The organism is Methylobacterium sp. Leaf94 (genome assembly GCF_001426045.1).
Classification (GTDB): Bacteria; Pseudomonadota; Alphaproteobacteria; order Rhizobiales; family Beijerinckiaceae; genus Methylobacterium.
The window spans coordinates 68638-85965 of the sequence record NZ_LMRM01000063.1 but is presented as its reverse complement, the minus strand read 5'-3'; the positions used below and the strand labels follow the sequence as shown (position 1 = coordinate 85965).

Sequence of the window (17328 nt, the reverse complement as noted above, 5' to 3'; positions counted from 1 at the left end):
AACGGCTTTCGACGCCCCCATATAACTCTCAGAAATGACTCTCTGAGAATCCCTTACTGATACCTTTCCTAAGGGCGCGGGAACCGTTCGGAAGAACGAACACACCCCCGGCCAAGGCTTTTTCATGGAAATTTTCCAGAGGAAGCCACCGCTTCTCCCGCCTCCATCCCCAGCCTCACGGGTTGGCCCGCGATCCGCTAAGGGAAGCGGATCGAGGCATGACGCGGAGGCGATGGAGTGAGGATCGAGGATCTGCTGGCGCTGATGGCGCAGCTGCGCGACCCGGAGACCGGCTGCGCCTGGGACGTGGCGCAGGATTTCTCCAGCATCGCCCCCTACACGGTGGAGGAGGCCTACGAGGTCGCCGACGCCATCGCGCGCGGCGACACCGACGACCTGCGCGACGAGCTCGGCGACCTGCTGCTCCAGGTGGTGTTCCACGCGCGCATCGCCGAGGAGGCCGGGCTGTTCGCGTTCCCGGACGTCGTCCGGGCGGTGATGGAGAAGATGGTCCGGCGCCACCCACATGTGTTCGCGCCGGACGGAACCCTGCTGCCGACGGGCTCGCCCCGGCGCGATCCCGCGGCGGTGGCGCGGCAATGGGAGGCGATCAAGGCGGAGGAACGCCGGGCCAAGCCGCCGCGGGAGACCGGCCCGCTCGCCGGCATTCCGCTGCCCCTCCCCGCCCTGACCCGCGCCCACAAGCTCTCCGCCAAGGCCGCGACCTACGGCTTCGACTGGACCGATCCAGCGCAGGTGGTGCTGAAGGTGCGCGAGGAGATCGACGAGGTCGCGGACGCCATGGCCCACGGCACCCGGGCGGCGGTGGCGGAGGAACTCGGCGACCTCCTGTTCTCGGTGGCCAACCTCGCCCGCCACCTTGGGATCGATCCGGAATATTCCTTACGAGAAGGGAATATGAAGTTCGAGCGCCGCTTCACCGCCATGGCTGCGACCCTCGTCGCGGAGGGGCGCGACCTAGCCGACAGCGATCTTGACGCGATGGAGGCGGCCTGGGCGGCGGTCAAGGTCGCGGAGAAGGGCTGACGCCGTGGGCTCCGCCGAAGGGCGGGCCCTGGGGCTCAGGCCGGGCGCCGGCCGAACGGCCAGTTGACGATCCCGCCGGCATAGAGGGCCCACCAGACGAAGACCGGCTGAAACGCCAGCCGGGGGCCGTGGTACCACCAGCTGTCGGGCAGGCCCGGCACGACGATGCCCTCCAGGGCGTGCTTGAGGTTGGCCGGGAAGACGCAGACCGCGTAGAGGGCGAGCCCGATCCCGGCCCAGCGCCGGGTCGAGCCCCAGGCGAGGCCGAGCACCCCGGCGAGCTCGCACAGGCCGGTGACGATCACGGTGAGGCGGGGCTCCGGCACCCAGCCGGGCATGATCGGCAGGAAGGCCTCGGGGGCGGCGAGGTGCACGATCCCGATGAAGCCGTAGGCCACCATCAGGGGCAGGCGCCACCAGAAGCGCGGCGTCCTCATGGATCGGGCGCCCTCATGGCGCGAAGGCGTCGCGCAGGTCGGCGATGAGGGCCGCCACCACGGGGTGGTCGGCGCTCGCGAAGGCGGTCTCGCCGATCGCCGTCACGGGGGCGAGGCCCCGCAGGGAATTGGTCACGAACACCGCGTCGGCGCGCAGGAGCACCTCGAGGCCGACGCTGCGTTCGGCGGCGGGCAGGCCGAGGCGCGAAGCGCATCCCGACAGAACCTCGCCGCGCAGGATGCCCGGCAGGACGCCGTCCGACAGGGGCGGGGTGACGAGGGTGGCGTCGACCACCGCGAACAGGTTGGCCGTGCCGGCGCAGGCGACGTGCCCGCGCGTGTTGCGGAACAGGGCCTCGTCGAAGCCGGCTGCCCGGGCCGCGCCGGCGGCCAGCACCGCGTCGAGGTAACCCAGCGTCTTCAGGCTCGCGGCCGGCGAGGTCTCGTTGCGGCGGATCTCCGTGGGGTGGAGGGTCAGGGGCGCGAAGGCCAGGGCGTCGCCCACCGGGGCGGCGCTCGCCCACAGCACCGGCCGGGGCGCGGCCGGGGGGCCGAGCCCGCGCGGGCCGGAGCCCCGGGTCACGGTGGTGCGGATCGCCGCCAGGGGATGCACCCGGCCCGCCGCTTCGGCGAGCTCCCGCATCGCTTCGGCAATGCGCTCCGGCGCCACGGGAAAGCCCAGCGTCGCGGTGGCGGCCGCCAGGCGGTCCACGTGCGCGGCCTCGAACAGGATGCGGCCATGGCGGGCGAGGGCCGTGTCGAACGCCCCGTCCCCGAGGGTCAGGCCCCGGTCGCCGAGGTCGAAGGGCACCGGCCCCTCGGTGAGGCCGCCGTCAAACCACAGCATCGGTCTGGGCCGGCAGGGCGTGGTCGGCGCGCCAGGCGCGGGCCAGTCGCAGAAAATTGGCGAAGATGGCGTGCCCGTTCTCGGTGAGCACCGATTCCGGGTGGAACTGCACGCCCCAGGTCGGGTGGGTCCGGTGCGACAGGGCCATCACCTCCCCTTCCGTCGAGACCGCATCGATGCTGAGCCGGTCGGCCATGCCGGCCTCCGGCGCCACGATCAGCGAGTGATAGCGCCCGACCTGCATCGGGTCGGGCAGGCCGGCGAAGAGCCCGGCCCCGTCGTGCCGGATCGGCGTCGCCTGCCCGTGCAGGGGGCGCCCGGCGCGCGCCACCCGGCCGCCGAAGGCCGCCCCGATGGCCTGGTGGCCGAGGCAGACGCCGAGCAGCGGCACCGCCCCGGAGAGCGTCCGGATGGCGGGCAGCGAGATGCCGGCCTCCGCCGGGGTGCAGGGGCCGGGCGAGATCACGATCGCTTCGGGCGCCAGGGCGCGGATGCCGGCGACGTCGAGGGCGTCGTTGCGCACCACCCGGACGGTCTCGCCCAGTTCCTCGAAGTAGCGCACCACGTTGAAGACGAAGCTGTCGTAGTTGTCGATGACGAGGATCACGGCGCCCTCCCCGCCTCAGGTTCGAAGGCCTGGAACACCCGCGCGGCCTTGGTCAGGGTCTCCTCGTATTCCGGGCCCGGCTCGGACAGCAGGGTGATGCCGCCGCCGGCCTGGAGCACGGCCGTGCGGTCGTTCATGAACACCGTCCGGATGGCGATGGCGGTGTCGAGGTCGCCGGTGAAGCCGAGGGCGCCGATGGCGCCGCAATAGAGTTCGCGCGCGTCGCTCTCGATCTCCGTGATGATGTCCATGGCGCGCAGCTTCGGTGCGCCGGTGATCGAGCCGCCCGGGAAGGTGGCGGCGATCAGGTCGAGGGCGTCCATGTCGGCTTTCAGGGTTCCGGTGACCACCGACACGAGATGGTGGACCGAGGCGTAGGATTCGAGGCCGCACAGCACCGGCACCCGCACGCTGTGGGGCTCGCAGATGCGCGAGAGGTCGTTGCGCAGGAGGTCGACGATCATGATGTTCTCGGCCCGCTCCTTGGCGTTGGCCTGCAGCGCCTCGCCCAGGCGCGCGTCGGCGGCGGCATCGGCCACGCGCCGCACCGTGCCCTTGATCGGCCGGGTCTCGATCGCCCGCCCGCTGAGCTTGAGGAAGCGCTCGGGGCTGCTGGAGGCGACCCGCAGGTCCTCGAAGTCGAGATAGGCGCCGAAGGTCGCCGGGTTGGTGGCGCGCAGGCGCCGATAGAGGGCGAACGGATCGAAGCCTTCCGGCAGGTCGGCTTCGAAGCGCTGGGCGATGTTGGCCTGGTAGATGTCGCCGGCGCGGATGTAGTCGCGCACCCGCTCCACGGCCGCCTCGTAGCCGGCGCGGGTGAAGTTCGAGCGCCAGGCCAGCGGCCCCTGCGCCGCCGGCTCGGGGCTCGGATGCGCGCCTTCCAGCAGGCGGGTGAACTGCGTCAGCCGGGCCCGGGCGCGGGCCTCGCGCGCGGCGGGGTCGGTCTCGGGAAAGCCCGTGGCGAGAAGGCGGCAGCGCCCGGTCGCGTGGTCGAGGCTCAGCACCGTGTCGTAGAGGTTGAAGGCGATGTCGTCGCAGAGGCCCGCCCGCCGGGCCGGGGGCGCCACCCGCTCCAGGGCGGCGCCGAAATCGTAGGCGACGTAGCCGATCGCGCCGCCCGCGAAGGCCGGGCCATCGGGGTCCCGCGCCGTGCGGTAGGGGGCGAGGCAGGCGCGCAGCGCCTCCAGGCCGGAGCCCGGGACGGGACGCCCATCCAGGGTGGCCTGGCCATCGCGAAACCGGAAGCGCCCGAACGGGTCCGCCGCCAGGGTCGAGGTCCGCCCCAGGGTGTCGTGGTGCATGGCGCTGTCGAGGAAGGCGAGCCCCGGCAGGGCGGCCAGGGCCTCGGCCGCCGCGACGGGCTCGACGAACGGGATGTCAGCAATCCACATGACGACTCGAAGGTTTTGGGGCGGCGACGGACCGACGATCCCGGTGTGCCGAAGCATTGGGGGCCGACGCATCCGTCGTGGCCTGCGGTATCATGCACAGGTGGCATGCGCGATGCCGTGGCAAAAGCGCGATCCGCGCATGGCTCGGACCCGCCCGGCTCGCTTGGGCGCGCGAATCCCGTTATAGGGCTGTCAACCTCTTTGTCCCGCCCTCCCCCGAGTCCACGGCCGATCCGGTTCTTCCGCAGCCGGTCCGGCCCGACGAGCATCCATGACCGCATCCCCCCTGCCGCCGGCCCCCGCCAAGGCGGCGCCGAAAATCTCCTTCGTCTCCCTCGGCTGCCCGAAGGCGCTGGTGGATTCCGAGCGCATCCTCACGCACCTGCGGGCGGAGGGCTACGAGCTCGCCCGGCGGCATGACGGCGCGGACGTCGTCATCGTCAACACCTGCGGCTTCCTCGATTCGGCCAAGGCCGAGTCGCTCTCGGCCATCGGCGAGGCCATGGCGGAGAACGGCCGCGTCATCGTGACCGGCTGCATGGGCGCCCAGCCCGACGAGATCCGCGAGAAGTATCCGAACCTGCTCGCGGTCACCGGGCCGCAGGCCTACGAATCGGTGGTGGCGGCGGTGCACGCGGCGGTGCCTCCGGCCCACGACCCGTTCCTCGACCTCGTGCCGCCGCAGGGGGTGAAGCTCACCCCGCGCCACTACGCCTACCTGAAGATTTCCGAGGGCTGCAACAACCGCTGCACCTTCTGCATCATCCCCTCCCTGCGCGGCGATCTCGTCAGCCGGCCGGCCGGCGAGGTGCTGCGCGAGGCCGAGAAGCTGGTGAAGGCCGGCGTCAAGGAACTGCTGGTGGTCTCGCAGGACACCTCCGCCTACGGGGTCGACATCCGCTACGCGGAGAGCCCCTGGCGCGACCGCGCGGTACGGGCGAAGTTCTACGACCTCGCCGCCGAACTCGGCGAACTGGGGGCCTGGGTGCGGATGCACTACGTCTACCCCTACCCGCACGTGGACGAGGTCATTCCGCTGATGGCCGAGGGCAAGATCCTGCCCTACCTCGACATGCCGCTCCAGCACGCGAGCCCGTCCGTGCTCAAGCGCATGCGCCGGCCCGGCAACCAGGAGCGTCAGCTCGAGCGCATCCGGCGCTGGCGCGAGATCTGCCCCGATCTCGCCATCCGCTCGACCTTCATCGTCGGCTTCCCCGGCGAGACCGAGGCCGAGTTCGAGGAGCTGCTGACCTGGATTCGCGAAGCCAAGCTCGAGCGTGTCGGCTGCTTCGAGTTCGAGCCGGTGGCCGGCGCCGTGGCCAACGGCCTCGGCGACCTCGTCCCGCCGGAGGTCAAGGCCGAGCGCAAGCGCCGCTTCATGGAGGCGCAGCAGGCCGTTTCCGCCCGCCTGCAGAAGGCCCGCATCGGCAAGCGCCTGCCCGTCATCATCGACGCGGCCGACGGCACCGTCGCCAAGGGCCGCTCGAAATACGACGCCCCCGAGATCGACGGGAACGTCCACGTCACGGCGCGCCGGCCCCTGCGGGTGGGCGACATCGTCACCGTGAAGATCGAGCGCGCGGACGCCTACGATCTCTACGGGAGCGCGGTGTAGGATTATGCACCCCTCCCCCCACCTTGTGGGGAGGCGGTGGGGTGGTTGAGTGCCCCCACGAGGGCAGGTCCATCGCAGAGGGTGGCGCGCCGTCATTCCGGGGCGCCGCACGAGCCCGGACCCGAAGGGGCGCGCACGCAAGTCCGGAGCGGCTGACGGTGCGGGGCCTTGCATCACCTGTGTTTCAGGATCCCGGGCTCCGCTGCGCGGCCCCGGGATGACGGGGGCTGCGAGAGCGTTTCCGAAGAGCCGATCGGCATCTGCGATCGCCCTGTCCTAAGGGGGAGCGGAACGCGCCTTGTCCGGACAGGGCAGTGCTGCCGGGAGAAGGCCTCGGAGGCCTACCCGCCTCCGATCGCCCCGCTCGTGATCCGCCCGACCCCGGCCGCCGTCATCTCGGTCCAGGCCTGCGCCAGCGAGCCGTCCCGGTCGATGCCCCGCACGGCGTCCGCGACCACCAGGGCCTCGAAGCCGGCCGCCCGCGCGTCGCGGGCGCTCCAGGCCACGCAGTAATCCGTGGCGAGGCCGCACAGGACCACCCGGGTGAAGCCGCGCTCACGCAGGTAGCCGGCCAGCCCCGTGGGCGTGCGGCGGTCCGCCTCCAGGAAGGCCGAATAGCTGTCGACCCCCGGGTGGTGGCCCTTGCGGATCACCAGTTCGGCGCGGTCCGCCGCGAGGCCGGGGGCGAGGGCGGCCCCGGCGCTGCCCTGCACGCAATGCTCCGGCCACAGCACCTGCGGGCCATAGGCGAGCGGCACGGTGTCGGAGGGCGCCCGGCCGGGATGGCTCGTCGCGAAGGAGACGTGCCCCGGCGGGTGCCAGTCCTGCGTCAGCACCGCGTGCGGGAACAGGCCGAGGAGGCGGTTCGCCGGCGCGACCACGGCGTCGCCGTCCGGCACGGCGAGGGCCCCCCCGGGCAGGAAGTCCACCTGCACGTCGATGACGAGGAGGACGTCCTGGGCTCCCGGGATCACGCGATCCTCCGATCCCGGGACGACCGGATCACGGGATCATCACCGTGGCGCCGGTGGTCTTGCGGGCGGCGAGATCCCGGTGGACCTGCTGCGCGTCGGCGAGCCGGGCCGTGCTGTGGACCGGGATCTTCACCGCGCCGCTCGCCACCACCGAGAACAGGTTCTTGGCCATGGCGTCGAGGGTCTCCCGCTTGCTCGCATGGGCGAAGAGCGAGGGGCGGGTGGCGTAGAGCGAGCCCTTCTGGCCCAGCAGCGCCAGGCTGAAATCGTCCACCGGGCCGGAGGCCGAGCCGAAGCTGACGAACAGGCCCAGCGGGCTGATGCAGTCGAGGGAGGCCGGGAAGGTGTCCTTGCCGACGCCGTCATAGACCACCGGCACGCCCTTGCCGCCCGTGATCTCCCGGACGCGGGCCGAAAAATCCTCGTCGCGATAGAGGATGACGTGGTCGCAGCCGTTGGCGCGGGCGAGCTCCGCCTTCTCCGCCGAGCCGACGGTGCCGATCACCGTGGCGCCGAGGTGCTTGGCCCATTGGCAGGCGATGAGGCCGACGCCCCCGGCGGCGGCGTGGAACAGGATGGTGTCGCCCGGCTTCACCGCGTAGGTCCGGTGCAGCAGGTACTCGGCGGTGAGGCCCTTCAGCATCATCGCGGCGGCGGTCTTGTCGTCGATGTCGTCGGCGAGGTGCACGGCGGCGCTCGCCTCGATCACCGCCTCCTCCGCATAGGTGCTCGCGGCCGAGCCGTAGGCGACCCGCTCGCCGACCCGGAAGCCGGTGACGCCTTCGCCGAGCGCCACGATCACGCCGGCGCCCTCCTTGCCGGGGGTGAAGGGCAGCTGCGGCGCCTTGTAGGCGCCCGAGCGGAAGTAGATGTCGATGAAGTTGACGCCGATGGCGGTCTGCCGGACGTGGATCTGGCCGGGGCCCGGGGCCGGCAGCGTCACGTCCTCGTAGCGCATCACCTCGGGGCCGCCGTACGCGTGAACCTGGATCGCCTTCGGCATCGTGTCGTTCCTCAGTGTGGGTCTTCGGTGTAGGTCTGGGGCGGGACGGGTGCGGGGCCACCGGCCGCGATGATCTGCGCCATAGACGGTCCCGGTATGCCGGCAATGGTGCAGGTTCTCATCCCGCTCCTGCCAGCCCATGTGCGCTGGCGCACCGGATCGGACTCCCGCACCTCTCCGATTGCGTCCACGGCGGCCGCGTGATTAACGCAGGTTAACCGGCCCCCGTCCCGCGAGTCGTTCCCGGCTCCGGCGCCGGGATGCGGCCGTCCCGGTCCCGCCGGGAGGGCGCGGCACGACCATGACGATGGATCGGCTGAATGGATGAGATCGTGTGGATACGTCCTGCCGGGTACGACCCCGCCGTCCAGCCGGGCACGATCCTGCGCCCGGAGGCGGGACTGCCGGAATTCCAGGTGCTGGCCCGCCGGCCCGTGGTGATGATGTTCCATGCCGGTCCGGCCTGGGACATCCGGCCCTTCACGCAGCTCACCCTACGGCTCGTCGAACCGGAGGAACCGCCGCTCCGCGCCGGATCCGGTTGATCCCTTCGGCACGGACGAATCCGGGCTTCGCCCAGGCACGGCGCCAGCTCACACGATGCCGGTGAGGTAGTAGACCCCGATCACCAGGAACACCGCCCCGGTCTTCAGGAGCGTGATGGCGAAGACGTCGGCATAGGCCTGCCGGTGGGTCAGGCCCGTCACCGACAGCAGGGTGATGACCGCGCCGTTGTGGGGCAGGGTGTCCATGCCGCCGCTCGCCATGGCGGCGACCCGGTGCAGCACCTCCATGGGGATGTGGGCGGCCTGCGCGGCCGCGATGAAGGTGGAGGACATGGCCGCCAGCGCGATGCTCATGCCGCCCGACGCCGAGCCGGTGATGCCGGCCAGCGCCGTCACCGTCACGGCCTCGTTGACCAGGGGGTTCGGGATCGCCGAGAGGGCGTCGCGGATGACGAGGAAGCCCGGAAGGGCCGCGATGACTGCGCCGAAGCCGTATTCGGAGGCGGTGTTCATCGCCGCCAGCAGCGAGCCCGCCACCGCCGCGCGGCTGCCCTCCGCGAAGCCCTGCGAGACCGGGCGCCAGGCGAAGACCAGCACCGTGAGGATGCCGGCGAGCAGCGCCAGCTCCACCGCCCAGATCGCGGTCACGGACGAGACCGCGGTGACGATGGGCTTGTCGAGGCCGGCGAGGGCCGTCTCGGCCTTCGCGCCGTAGAGGCGTGGGATCAGGGCCGTGAAGGCGAGGTTCGCCAGCCCCACCACGATCAGCGGCAGGAGGGCGATGGCCGGATGCGCGCGGGACGCCGCGTCCATCACCTGCGGTTCGTTGCTGTGGCCGGTGCCGTAGCCCTCGCCCCGGCGCCTGGCCGCGGCGATGCGCCGGTCGAGATAGGCGACGCCGACCCCCAGGATGAAGGCCGCGCCGATCAGCCCGAGCCAGGGGGCGGCCCAGGTGTTGGTGCCGAAGAAGGTGGTGGGAATGATGTTCTGGATCTGCGGCGTCCCGGGCAGCGCGTCCATCGTGTAGGAGAAGGCCCCGAGCGCGATGGTGCCGGGGATCAGGCGCTTGGGGATGTCGCTGAGGCGGAAGGCCTCCGCCGCGAAGGGATAGACCGCGAACACCACCACGAAGAGCGAGACGCCCCCGTAGGTGAGCAGGTTGCACACCAGCACGATGGAGAGCACGGCCCGCCGGGTGCCCACGAGCGCGATCACGGCGGTCACGATGGAGCGGGAGAAGCCCGACATCTCGATGACCTTGCCGAACACCGCGCCGAGCAGGAACACCGGGAAGTACAGCTTCACGAAGCCGACCATCTTCTCCATGAACAGGCCGGAGAAGACCGGCAGCACCGCCGACGGATCGGTGAGGAGCACCGCCAGCAGGGCCGCCACCGGTGCGAACAGGATGACGGAAAAGCCCCGATAGGCGACGAGCATCAGGAAGCCGAGCGCCAGCAGCGCGATGAACAGGCTCATGATCGGGGTGGGCCTCCGGGTCGCCGAGGGTCGCGGCCTTGCGCCGGATGGTACAAGCCCCGCCCCTGCGGCACCATCGCGGCCTTGACCGGCGCGGTGACACGCCTCTGTAAGCGTCAGGTTCTTTCGGTCGGCCGGGATCTTGCCGGCCGATGCGCTGCCCGATGCCGTTCTGGAGACCGCGACGCCGTGGCGACACTTCCTGCGAAATCCGAGGCTCCCCCGTCCGAGACCTTCGCGGTCGCCGTGGTCGGGGCCGGCGCGGCGGGCCTGAGCCTCGCCCTGGCGCTCGCCCGCGACGGCGTCGCCACCGCCCTGGTCGGCCGGCACGCCCCCGTGGCCGACGGGCGCACGGTGGCGCTCCTCGACGGCTCGGTGCGCTTCCTCGACGCCCTCGGGGTCTGGGCGGCGATCGCGCCCCAGGCGAGTCCCCTGGCCGAGCTCCACCTCGTCGACGACACCGGCAGCCTGTTCCGCCCGCCCCCGGCCCGCTTCGTCGCCACCGAGATCGGCCTCGACGCCTTCGGCTGGAACGTCGAGAGCGCCCGCCTCGTCGAGGGCCTGCGCGCCGAGGCCCGCTCGGCCGCCAACCTGACCCTGTTCGAGGAGGACGCCGCGGGCTTCGTGGCCGGCGCGGACGCCGCCACGATCACGCTGGCCGGGGGCGCCACCCTGTCGGCCCGTCTCGTGGCCGGGGCGGACGGCGCCCGCTCGAAGCTGCGCGAGGCCGCCGGCATCGTGCCCCGCACCTGGTCCTACCCGCAGAGCGCCATCACGACGATCCTCGCCCACACGCGGCCCCACCGCGACGTCTCCACCGAGTTCCACACCCGGCAGGGGCCGTTCACCCTGGTGCCCCTGCCCGGTGGGCTCCGCTCCAGCCTCGTCTGGGTGATGGGCGAGAGCCCCGCCAAGCGCCTGGCGGCCTGCGACGATGCGGCCCTCGCCCGGGCGGTGGAGCGCCAGGCCCAGGCGATGCTGGGGGCGATGCGCGTCGACGGGCCGCGCGGCCTCGTGCCGATGCGGGGCCTGTCCGTGCCGAGCCCGGTCGCGGCCCGCCTCGCCCTGATCGGCGAGGCCGCCCACGTCTTCCCGCCCATCGGCGCGCAGGGGTTGAACCTCGGCCTGCGCGACGCCGCGTCCTTGCGCGACGCGGTGATGCGGGCGGTGGCGGACGGACGCGACCCGGGTTCGCGCGCGGCGCTGGCCGGCTTCGCCCGCGGGCGCGACCTCGACGCGCGCTTGCGGTCGACCGCGGTCGACGCGCTCAACCGCAGCCTGCTCGCCGACCTCCTGCCGGTGGACGCCCTGCGCGGCCTCGGCCTCCTCGCCATGACGACGATCGGCCCGTTGCGCCGCATCGTCATGCGCGAGGGCGTGCTGCCCCGCCTCGGCGCCCCGAGCCTGATGCGCTGATCAGCGCCCGGCCACGCTCCGGACCGGGCCGTCCTGAGCGGAACTCTCCCGGGCCACCCGCCGGTCGACCGAGCCGGTGGCGATCTCCGCCGCCGGGTCCGCCGTACCGTCCTGGAAGGCGGTGCCGGACTTGCCCAGGGCGACGCCGTGGGCGAACAGGGCCTTCATATACCCCTGGTCGAACGGCGCAGCGGAGGTCTTCCCGAAGCGCCCGTCGATCTGGGCGACCTGAAGGTCGAGGCCGGTGCGCCGGGCGAAGCCCTGGCTGAGGGCGAGCGCGGCGCGGGTCTGTGCCTTGATCGCCGCCGACATCGAGCGGCCGAGCACGCTCAGGGTCGTGCGCGACGCCATCTGGAAGTCGGGCGCCAGACTGTTGTTGACGACGAGGTAGACCTGAGGCGTCGGCAAGGGCTCCGGATCCTTCGCCAGGAGCATCGCTTCCGGGGCGAGATAGTACGGCGCGGTGGTACCGCCGTCGTCGTGCATCTCCTGGAAATGCTTGCCGTCGCCCGCCACAGCGTCGATCATCACCGGGGGAAACACTCCGGGCACGGCCGAGGAGGCCAGGATCACCGAGCGGAACAGCGCCAGCGCCTTCGGGCCCCCGGTCTGCGCGATGGCCCCCATGTCCCACAGGACCGGCCGCTCGCCATCCACTGCCGTGGTCGCCACCAGGAGCCGGCGGCCCTTGGCGTGCTCCGCGGCCACCGCCTTGAGAAGGGCCGGGGTCACCGCCCGGTCGATCCGGCGCTTGAGGGGCCAGGTATCGGTGAGGGCCTCGTTCGTGCCGCCGAACTCGAACACGTCCGCGGCGGAGATCTCGGTGTAGTTCTGGCGCAGGGCCGCGTCGCCGGCGGTGCCGATGAAGGCGAAGGGCGCGATCATCGCGCCGGTGCTGACGCCCGTGATGATGCCGAAATCCGGCCGCGTGCCGGCCTCGCTCCAGCCGTTGAGCAGGCCGGCCGCGTAGGCGCCGTTCTCACCCCCGCCCGAGAGCACGAGCCAGGGCCGGTTGGCGGCCGAAGCTCCATCGAGAAGGGTGCGGAAGGCGGCGGCATCGTCGCCGGGAATGCGCAGCCCCGCCGCCAGTCCGTCGGGCCACGCCGTCGCGGCCTCGGCGGCCGTGAAGGCCACGCGCCCGGATTGCGTCGCGGACTGGACCTGCTTCTCGGCGGCCGGCTTGGCGCGCTCGGCGGCGAACGTGGTCTGCGGAAGGCCGAGACCGATCAGGGCTGCTCCAAGCAGCACCGGATGGCGGAAGCCAGTCCGCCGGGTCGATGATCCGGACATGGGTCCGTCCTTCGTCGTCCGTGAGGTGCCCCCTCGATCGTGAGAACGTGAGCCGGAGACGGGCGTTCCGCCGCGCGCACCGCGATGGCGGCATGGCAAACGGCTTGCGTGCGCCCGCGCACCTTTACGGCGGGGCCGGCCTTGCCCTAACCGCTGGTTTGGGACGCCGATCTCACACAAAGAAACTCCCGGGAGCCAGAACCACCCATGAAACTGCCACGCCGCTTCTTCCAGCCGCTCGCCACCGGCGCACCGGCCCCCTTCCGCGAGCTTCCCGTCAAGCTGGAGCGGATGATCCACTTCGTGCCGCCCCACAACGAGAAGGTCCGGGCCCGCGTGCCGGAGCTCGCCGCCACCGTCGACGTGGTGCTGGGCAACCTCGAGGACGCGGTGCCGATCGACCAGAAGGAGGCGGCCCGCAAGGGCTTCGTGGCCATGGCCCGGGCCACCGACTTCGCCGCCTCCGGCACCGGCCTCTGGACCCGCATCAATGCCCTGAACTCGCCCTGGATCCTCGACGACCTGTTCGAGATCGTCGCCGAAGTCGGCGACAAGCTCGACGTCGTGATGGTGCCCAAGGTCGAGGGGCCGTGGGACATCCACTACATCGACCAGCTGCTGGCCCAGCTCGAGGCCCGGCACGGCGTGACCAAGCCGATCCTCGTCCACGCCATCCTCGAGACCGCCGAGGGGGTCGCCAACGTCGATGCCATCGCCGCCGCCTCGCCCCGCATGCACGGCATGAGCCTCGGACCCGCCGACCTCGCGGCCTCCCGCGGCATGAAGACCACCCGCGTCGGCGGCGGCCATCCGGATTACCGGGTCATCGCCGACCCGACGAGCGACGGCGCCGCCCGGGCCTCCGCCCAGCAGGACCTCTGGCACTACACCATCGCCAAGATGGTCGATGCCTGCATGGCCAACGGTCTCAAGGCCTTCTACGGCCCCTTCGGCGACTTCTCCGACGGCGAGGCCTGCGAGGCCCAGTTCCGCAACGCCTTCCTGATGGGGTGCGCCGGGGCCTGGACCCTGCACCCGAATCAGGTCGCCATCGCCAAGCGGGTCTTCGCCCCCGATCCGGCGGAGGTCGCCTTCGCGGTGCGGATCGTCGAGGCGATGCCCGACGGCACCGGCGCGGTGATGCTCGACGGCAAGATGCAGGACGACGCCACCTGGAAGCAGGCCAAGGTCATCGTCGATCTCGCCAAGCTCGTGGCCGAGAAGGATCCGGAACTCGCCAAGACCTACGGTCTCGCCTGAGGGTTTTTCCCCTCCCCTTCGTCATCGGCGGAGCACCGCCGATGACAAGTGGCCCGGAGCCGCTTATTTTCTATCGCATGACCGATACGATCACTGCTGATTCCGTGATGAGAACCGCCAAGTTCGGCCTCGGTGCCGTCGTGCGCCACCGCATCTATCCCTTCCGCGGCATCGTCTTCGACATCGACCCGGTGTTCGACAACACCGAGGAATGGTGGCTGGCGATTCCCGAGGAGGTCCGGCCACGCAAGGACCAGCCGTTCTACCACCTGCTCGCCGAGAATGCGGAGAGCGAATACGTCGCCTACGTGTCCGAGCAGAACCTCGTGACCGACACCTCCGGGGAGGCCCTCCGGCATACCGGCATCGCCGAGGTGTTCGAGCGCGGCGCCGACGGCAGCTACCGGATGCGCGGGGCAGCCCACGCCAACTGAGACCCCGCCGGCGCGGTCGGCGCCGGGAGACAGGCCCGTGAAATGCAACGAGGCCGGGCATCGCGCCCGGCCTCGTTGCGTTCAGGAAGGCCGGCCGCGCGAGCGGCCGGCGGAGTCGCGATCCTCAGGGCTTCGGCGCGGCGGCCGGCGCACCGGCGGCCGGTGCAGCGCCGGCGGCGTTCTGCTGCTCGAGCTTCTTGCGCATGTCCTCGCTGCGCTTCTCGAGTTCCGCCTGCAGCTTCTTCTGCTGCTCCTCCAGCACCTTGGGATCGATGGCCGGGCCGTCGAAGGCCTTGCCGAAGCCGGTGATCGGCACCGCGAAGGTGACCTCGCGCTGGGTCTGGTTCTGGACGCTGACGTTGAGGGTGGTGCCCTTCTTCATCGCGGCGACGAGCTCGGGGCCGACATTGCCGGCCTCGGCGAAGCAGCCGTTGGGGAAGCACACGGCGAACTTGCCGGCGGTGCCCTGCTGGCCGTCGATGGTGAAGCGGATGCCCGGCTGCAGCAGCAGGCCGAGGGGCAGCAGGTAGCGGATCACCCGCACTTCCTGCTTCTGGGCGGCGTTCTTCATCTCGTAGACGGCGACCGCGAGCACGGGCTGGCCCTGGTCGGAGACGAAGTCGCGGGTGGTGTAGCAGACGTCGGTGCCGCTGGCCTGGTCCTTGCCGCAGACCTTGGTCCATTCCGTCTGGGCCGGATCGGACTTCACGTTGACGATCTGCGGGCCCGTCTGGGCCGCCCCGGTGGGAGCGGCGGCCGGGGGCGCCGTCGGCGCGGGGGCGGTCGGGGCCGGCGCGGCCTTGCCCTTGGCTCCCTGCGCGAGAGCCGGTCCGGCAACCCCCGCCATTCCGGTAAGGCCCGCCAGGGCGAGGAACGCGGCGACGCGCAGCGGGCGCGCGGGACGGTTGGCGAAGAACATCAGCTCTGACCCCTTAAGATACGGCGTAACGGATTCGGCTCGCGGGATGCGCCTCGAAGCTGGGGCGCGGATTCGCATCGAACGGTTCGGACTTCAAGGGCGCTTCGGGCGTTCGGACGTCCGTTCGGCCCCTGCCCGGCGCATACATCGCACCAGGCCCGCCGGACGGGCACCCTTCGACCGAGATCGCTTCGAAGCCGACATCCCCCTGGGCCGAGATCATGACTGGACCGGGATCGCAGCGGTGCAGCGGATGAGAGCCTCCGCCACCGCGCGGCAACCCGCGGACCGCGCCCTCGACGGCGCAGTCCCGTCCCGACGACAGGGCGGCCTGCTTTCCCCCCGAATGCGGCGAAGACATGACACCACGGCCGTGGCCGGGGGGCTGCGGCGGCTCCGGGGTTAAGGCGAACTTAACCCTAAGCCTTCATGAACGAAGGGTCGCGGGAGTCAGCGTACGTGCCGGCGCAGCAAGCAGCCCAGTTCCAAGCCTCCCATCTCCTGGACTCGGTCCGGGCGGGAATCCCCCTGTCCCAGGCCAGCCGCCGCATGGCCGGCGGGTCCGCACCCGGGCCCGGCCGTCCGGCCCTGGTGGGGTCCGGGGCCATGCCGGGGAGCCCTGCGGGCGCGGGGCCCGACAGCGCGCGGGTTCCGCCCCGGGCGCAGCGTCTCTGTACCCTTCTGGCGGGGACGGCCCATGCCCATCCCCATCGCGTCGCCTTCGTCGATCCGCCGCACAAGCCCCTCTGGAGCGGGCGGCCCGCCATCACCTGGACCTACGGGGCGGCGGCCGAGATCGTGGCCCGCCTCGCCAACGGCCTGCGCAGCTGGCGCCTGGCCCCCGGCAGCCGCATCGGCCTCGCCCTCCCGGGCAGCTCCGAGAGCTTCCTCGCCTACCTGGCCGTGGAGGCCGCCGGCCACATCCCCTGCCTGCTGCCGCTGAGCCTCGACGAGGAAGGCCTCCTCGCCGCCGTGCAGCAGGCCGCGCTCCCGGCGGTCATCACCCAGACCCGGTTCGGCCCCCTCGCCCTGGCCGAGCGCCTGTGCCGGGTCGCGGTCCGGTATTTCGGGCTGCGCTACCTCGCCGCCTTCGGCCCGGACGTTCCGGACGGCGTGATCAGCCTCGACGCCATGGCCCTCGACCAGGCGGGCGGCCCCTTCGCCCCCGGGCCCGGCGGCCTCATCAGCTTCGCCGCGGGCGATCCCGCGCATCCGGTCCACCGCAGCGGCGACGCCCTGCTGGCGGCCATCGCCGTGTACCTCGTCACCGCCCGGGTCCAGCCCGGGGACCGCATCCTCAGCCTGGTGCCGCAGAGCGACCTGCGCGGCCTCGTGACCGGCCTCGGGGCGGCCCTCGTGGCGGGCGCCGGCCTCGAGACGCTGCCGGTGTTCGAGGCCCGCAGCTTCGCCGACGCCCTCGACCGGCCGCTGCCGACCCGCCTCGTCGTGCCGGCAGCGCTGGAGCGAAACCTCGCCGCCAGCCGCCTGCCGCGGACGCTGGAGGCCATCGTCCTCGCGCATCGCGCCCCGGGGCGCCTCGGTCCGCGCACCCTCGCCTCCGAGGCCCATCGCCCGATCATCGACGTGGTCGCCTTCGACGAGACCGCCCTCCTGGCCGGTGCCCGGGAGGCCAACGACGTCGCCCTGGCGCTGACCCATCCCGAGCGCGCCCACCTGTTCTCGACCCTCATGGCCCTGCGGCGGGACCCGGACGGGCGCCTCGCCTTCCGGGGCCGGGCCTGCCACGCCGAGCCGCTGCAGCGCGATATCGCGATCCCCGAGACGGTCGATGCCTGGGCGCCCTCGCCCTTCGCCGCGGGCATCGAGGACGACCGCACCCTCGCCATCCGGCGGGCCTGAACCGCCCGCCGTCCGGGCTGCCGGCCGGGGGACCGCGGCGCCCTCCGCCGATCCGCCATTGCGATGCCGAAAGCCGGTTTGCCGATTCGCCGGAACGGGTTGAGCGAAGGCCGCGCGCCCCGTCGCCACCGAATGATGCGCCGCATCGAATCGGTTCATCCGCCGCTCAGGGATCGGGCGGCACGGTCACGTCCGAAACGTGGCCGGCGAACCAACCGCCCCCATGTGTGTTGTCACACGGGT

The 17328-nt window shown here is 72.0% G+C and carries 16 protein-coding genes; 7 read left to right on the top strand and 9 right to left on the bottom strand.

Annotation, left to right across the window (positions count from 1 at the left end; genetic code table 11):
- The first annotated feature begins 237 nt into the window (after positions 1–237).
- On the top strand, positions 238–1047 hold the full coding sequence (gene mazG / locus ASG63_RS22245; protein WP_274534755.1) for a nucleoside triphosphate pyrophosphohydrolase: 810 nt from the start codon (positions 238–240) through the stop codon (positions 1045–1047).
- A gap of 35 nt (positions 1048–1082) precedes the next feature.
- Here the strand turns inward: mazG and ASG63_RS22240 are convergent, their stop codons facing one another.
- The 4 genes from ASG63_RS22240 to pabB are packed head-to-tail and all read right to left on the bottom strand — an operon-like array spanning position 1083 to position 4329.
- Positions 1083–1484, bottom strand: coding sequence for a DoxX family protein (locus ASG63_RS22240; RefSeq protein WP_056221977.1), 402 nt, complete (start codon positions 1482–1484; stop codon positions 1083–1085).
- Positions 1485–1497: 13 nt separating this feature from the next.
- Positions 1498–2331, bottom strand: a complete 834-nt coding sequence (locus ASG63_RS22235) for an aminotransferase class IV (protein WP_056221975.1) — start codon at positions 2329–2331, stop codon at positions 1498–1500.
- Positions 2318–2938, bottom strand: coding sequence for an anthranilate synthase component II (locus ASG63_RS22230; protein ID WP_056221971.1), 621 nt, complete (start codon positions 2936–2938; stop codon positions 2318–2320). Before ASG63_RS22230 ends, ASG63_RS22235 begins: the two co-directional genes overlap by 14 nt.
- Complete coding sequence (gene pabB, locus ASG63_RS22225) at positions 2935–4329, bottom strand: aminodeoxychorismate synthase component I (RefSeq protein WP_056221968.1); 1395 nt, start codon at positions 4327–4329, stop codon at positions 2935–2937. The genes ASG63_RS22230 and pabB overlap by 4 nt, the downstream gene beginning before the upstream one ends.
- Positions 4330–4600: 271 nt before the next feature.
- On the opposite strand from pabB, the gene rimO reads away from it, so the two are divergent.
- Positions 4601–5944, top strand: coding sequence for a 30S ribosomal protein S12 methylthiotransferase RimO (rimO, locus tag ASG63_RS22220; protein ID WP_056221965.1), 1344 nt, complete (start codon positions 4601–4603; stop codon positions 5942–5944).
- A 341-nt stretch (positions 5945–6285) separates the two neighbouring features.
- Here rimO and pncA read toward each other — a convergent pair whose 3' ends face one another.
- Both pncA and ASG63_RS22210 read right to left on the bottom strand, forming a co-directional pair.
- Positions 6286–6918, bottom strand: a complete 633-nt coding sequence (gene pncA / locus ASG63_RS22215) for a bifunctional nicotinamidase/pyrazinamidase (protein ID WP_056221962.1) — start codon at positions 6916–6918, stop codon at positions 6286–6288.
- A 28-nt stretch (positions 6919–6946) separates the two neighbouring features.
- Positions 6947–7921 carry a quinone oxidoreductase family protein gene (locus ASG63_RS22210; protein WP_056221959.1) on the bottom strand — a complete coding sequence of 325 codons (975 nt, stop codon included), beginning with the start codon at positions 7919–7921 and terminating at the stop codon, positions 6947–6949.
- Between the two features lie 320 nt (positions 7922–8241).
- Here ASG63_RS22210 and ASG63_RS22205 point away from each other — a divergent pair, with 320 nt between their 5' ends.
- Complete coding sequence (locus ASG63_RS22205; protein WP_056221957.1) at positions 8242–8466, top strand: hypothetical protein; 225 nt, start codon at positions 8242–8244, stop codon at positions 8464–8466.
- 48 nt (positions 8467–8514) lie between these two features.
- Here the strand turns inward: ASG63_RS22205 and ASG63_RS22200 are convergent, their stop codons facing one another.
- A complete protein-coding gene (locus ASG63_RS22200) occupies positions 8515–9906 on the bottom strand; it encodes a GntP family permease (RefSeq protein WP_056221954.1) in 1392 nt (463 codons plus the stop codon).
- A 189-nt stretch (positions 9907–10095) separates the two neighbouring features.
- Here ASG63_RS22200 and ASG63_RS22195 point away from each other — a divergent pair, with 189 nt between their 5' ends.
- Entirely contained in the window at positions 10096–11322 is a 1227-nt protein-coding gene (locus ASG63_RS22195; RefSeq protein ID WP_056221950.1) for an FAD-dependent monooxygenase, read from the top strand.
- Here ASG63_RS22195 and ASG63_RS22190 read toward each other — a convergent pair whose 3' ends face one another.
- Positions 11323–12612, bottom strand: a complete 1290-nt coding sequence (locus ASG63_RS22190) for a patatin-like phospholipase family protein (RefSeq protein ID WP_056221948.1) — start codon at positions 12610–12612, stop codon at positions 11323–11325.
- 207 nt (positions 12613–12819) lie between these two features.
- On the opposite strand from ASG63_RS22190, the gene ASG63_RS22185 reads away from it, so the two are divergent.
- Both ASG63_RS22185 and hspQ read left to right on the top strand, forming a co-directional pair.
- Positions 12820–13872 (top strand): HpcH/HpaI aldolase/citrate lyase family protein, encoded by a 1053-nt coding sequence (locus tag ASG63_RS22185; RefSeq protein ID WP_056221945.1) that lies wholly within the window; start codon positions 12820–12822, stop codon positions 13870–13872.
- Positions 13873–13979: 107 nt separating this feature from the next.
- Positions 13980–14306, top strand: coding sequence for a heat shock protein HspQ (gene hspQ, locus ASG63_RS22180; protein ID WP_244472571.1), 327 nt, complete (start codon positions 13980–13982; stop codon positions 14304–14306).
- A 124-nt stretch (positions 14307–14430) separates the two neighbouring features.
- On the opposite strand, the gene ASG63_RS22175 is transcribed toward hspQ, so the two are convergent.
- Positions 14431–15225, bottom strand: coding sequence for an invasion associated locus B family protein (locus tag ASG63_RS22175; RefSeq protein WP_056221942.1), 795 nt, complete (start codon positions 15223–15225; stop codon positions 14431–14433).
- A 459-nt stretch (positions 15226–15684) separates the two neighbouring features.
- On the opposite strand from ASG63_RS22175, the gene ASG63_RS22170 reads away from it, so the two are divergent.
- Entirely contained in the window at positions 15685–17085 is a 1401-nt protein-coding gene (locus ASG63_RS22170) for an AMP-binding protein (RefSeq protein ID WP_244480003.1), read from the top strand.
- Positions 17086–17328 lie beyond the last annotated feature (243 nt).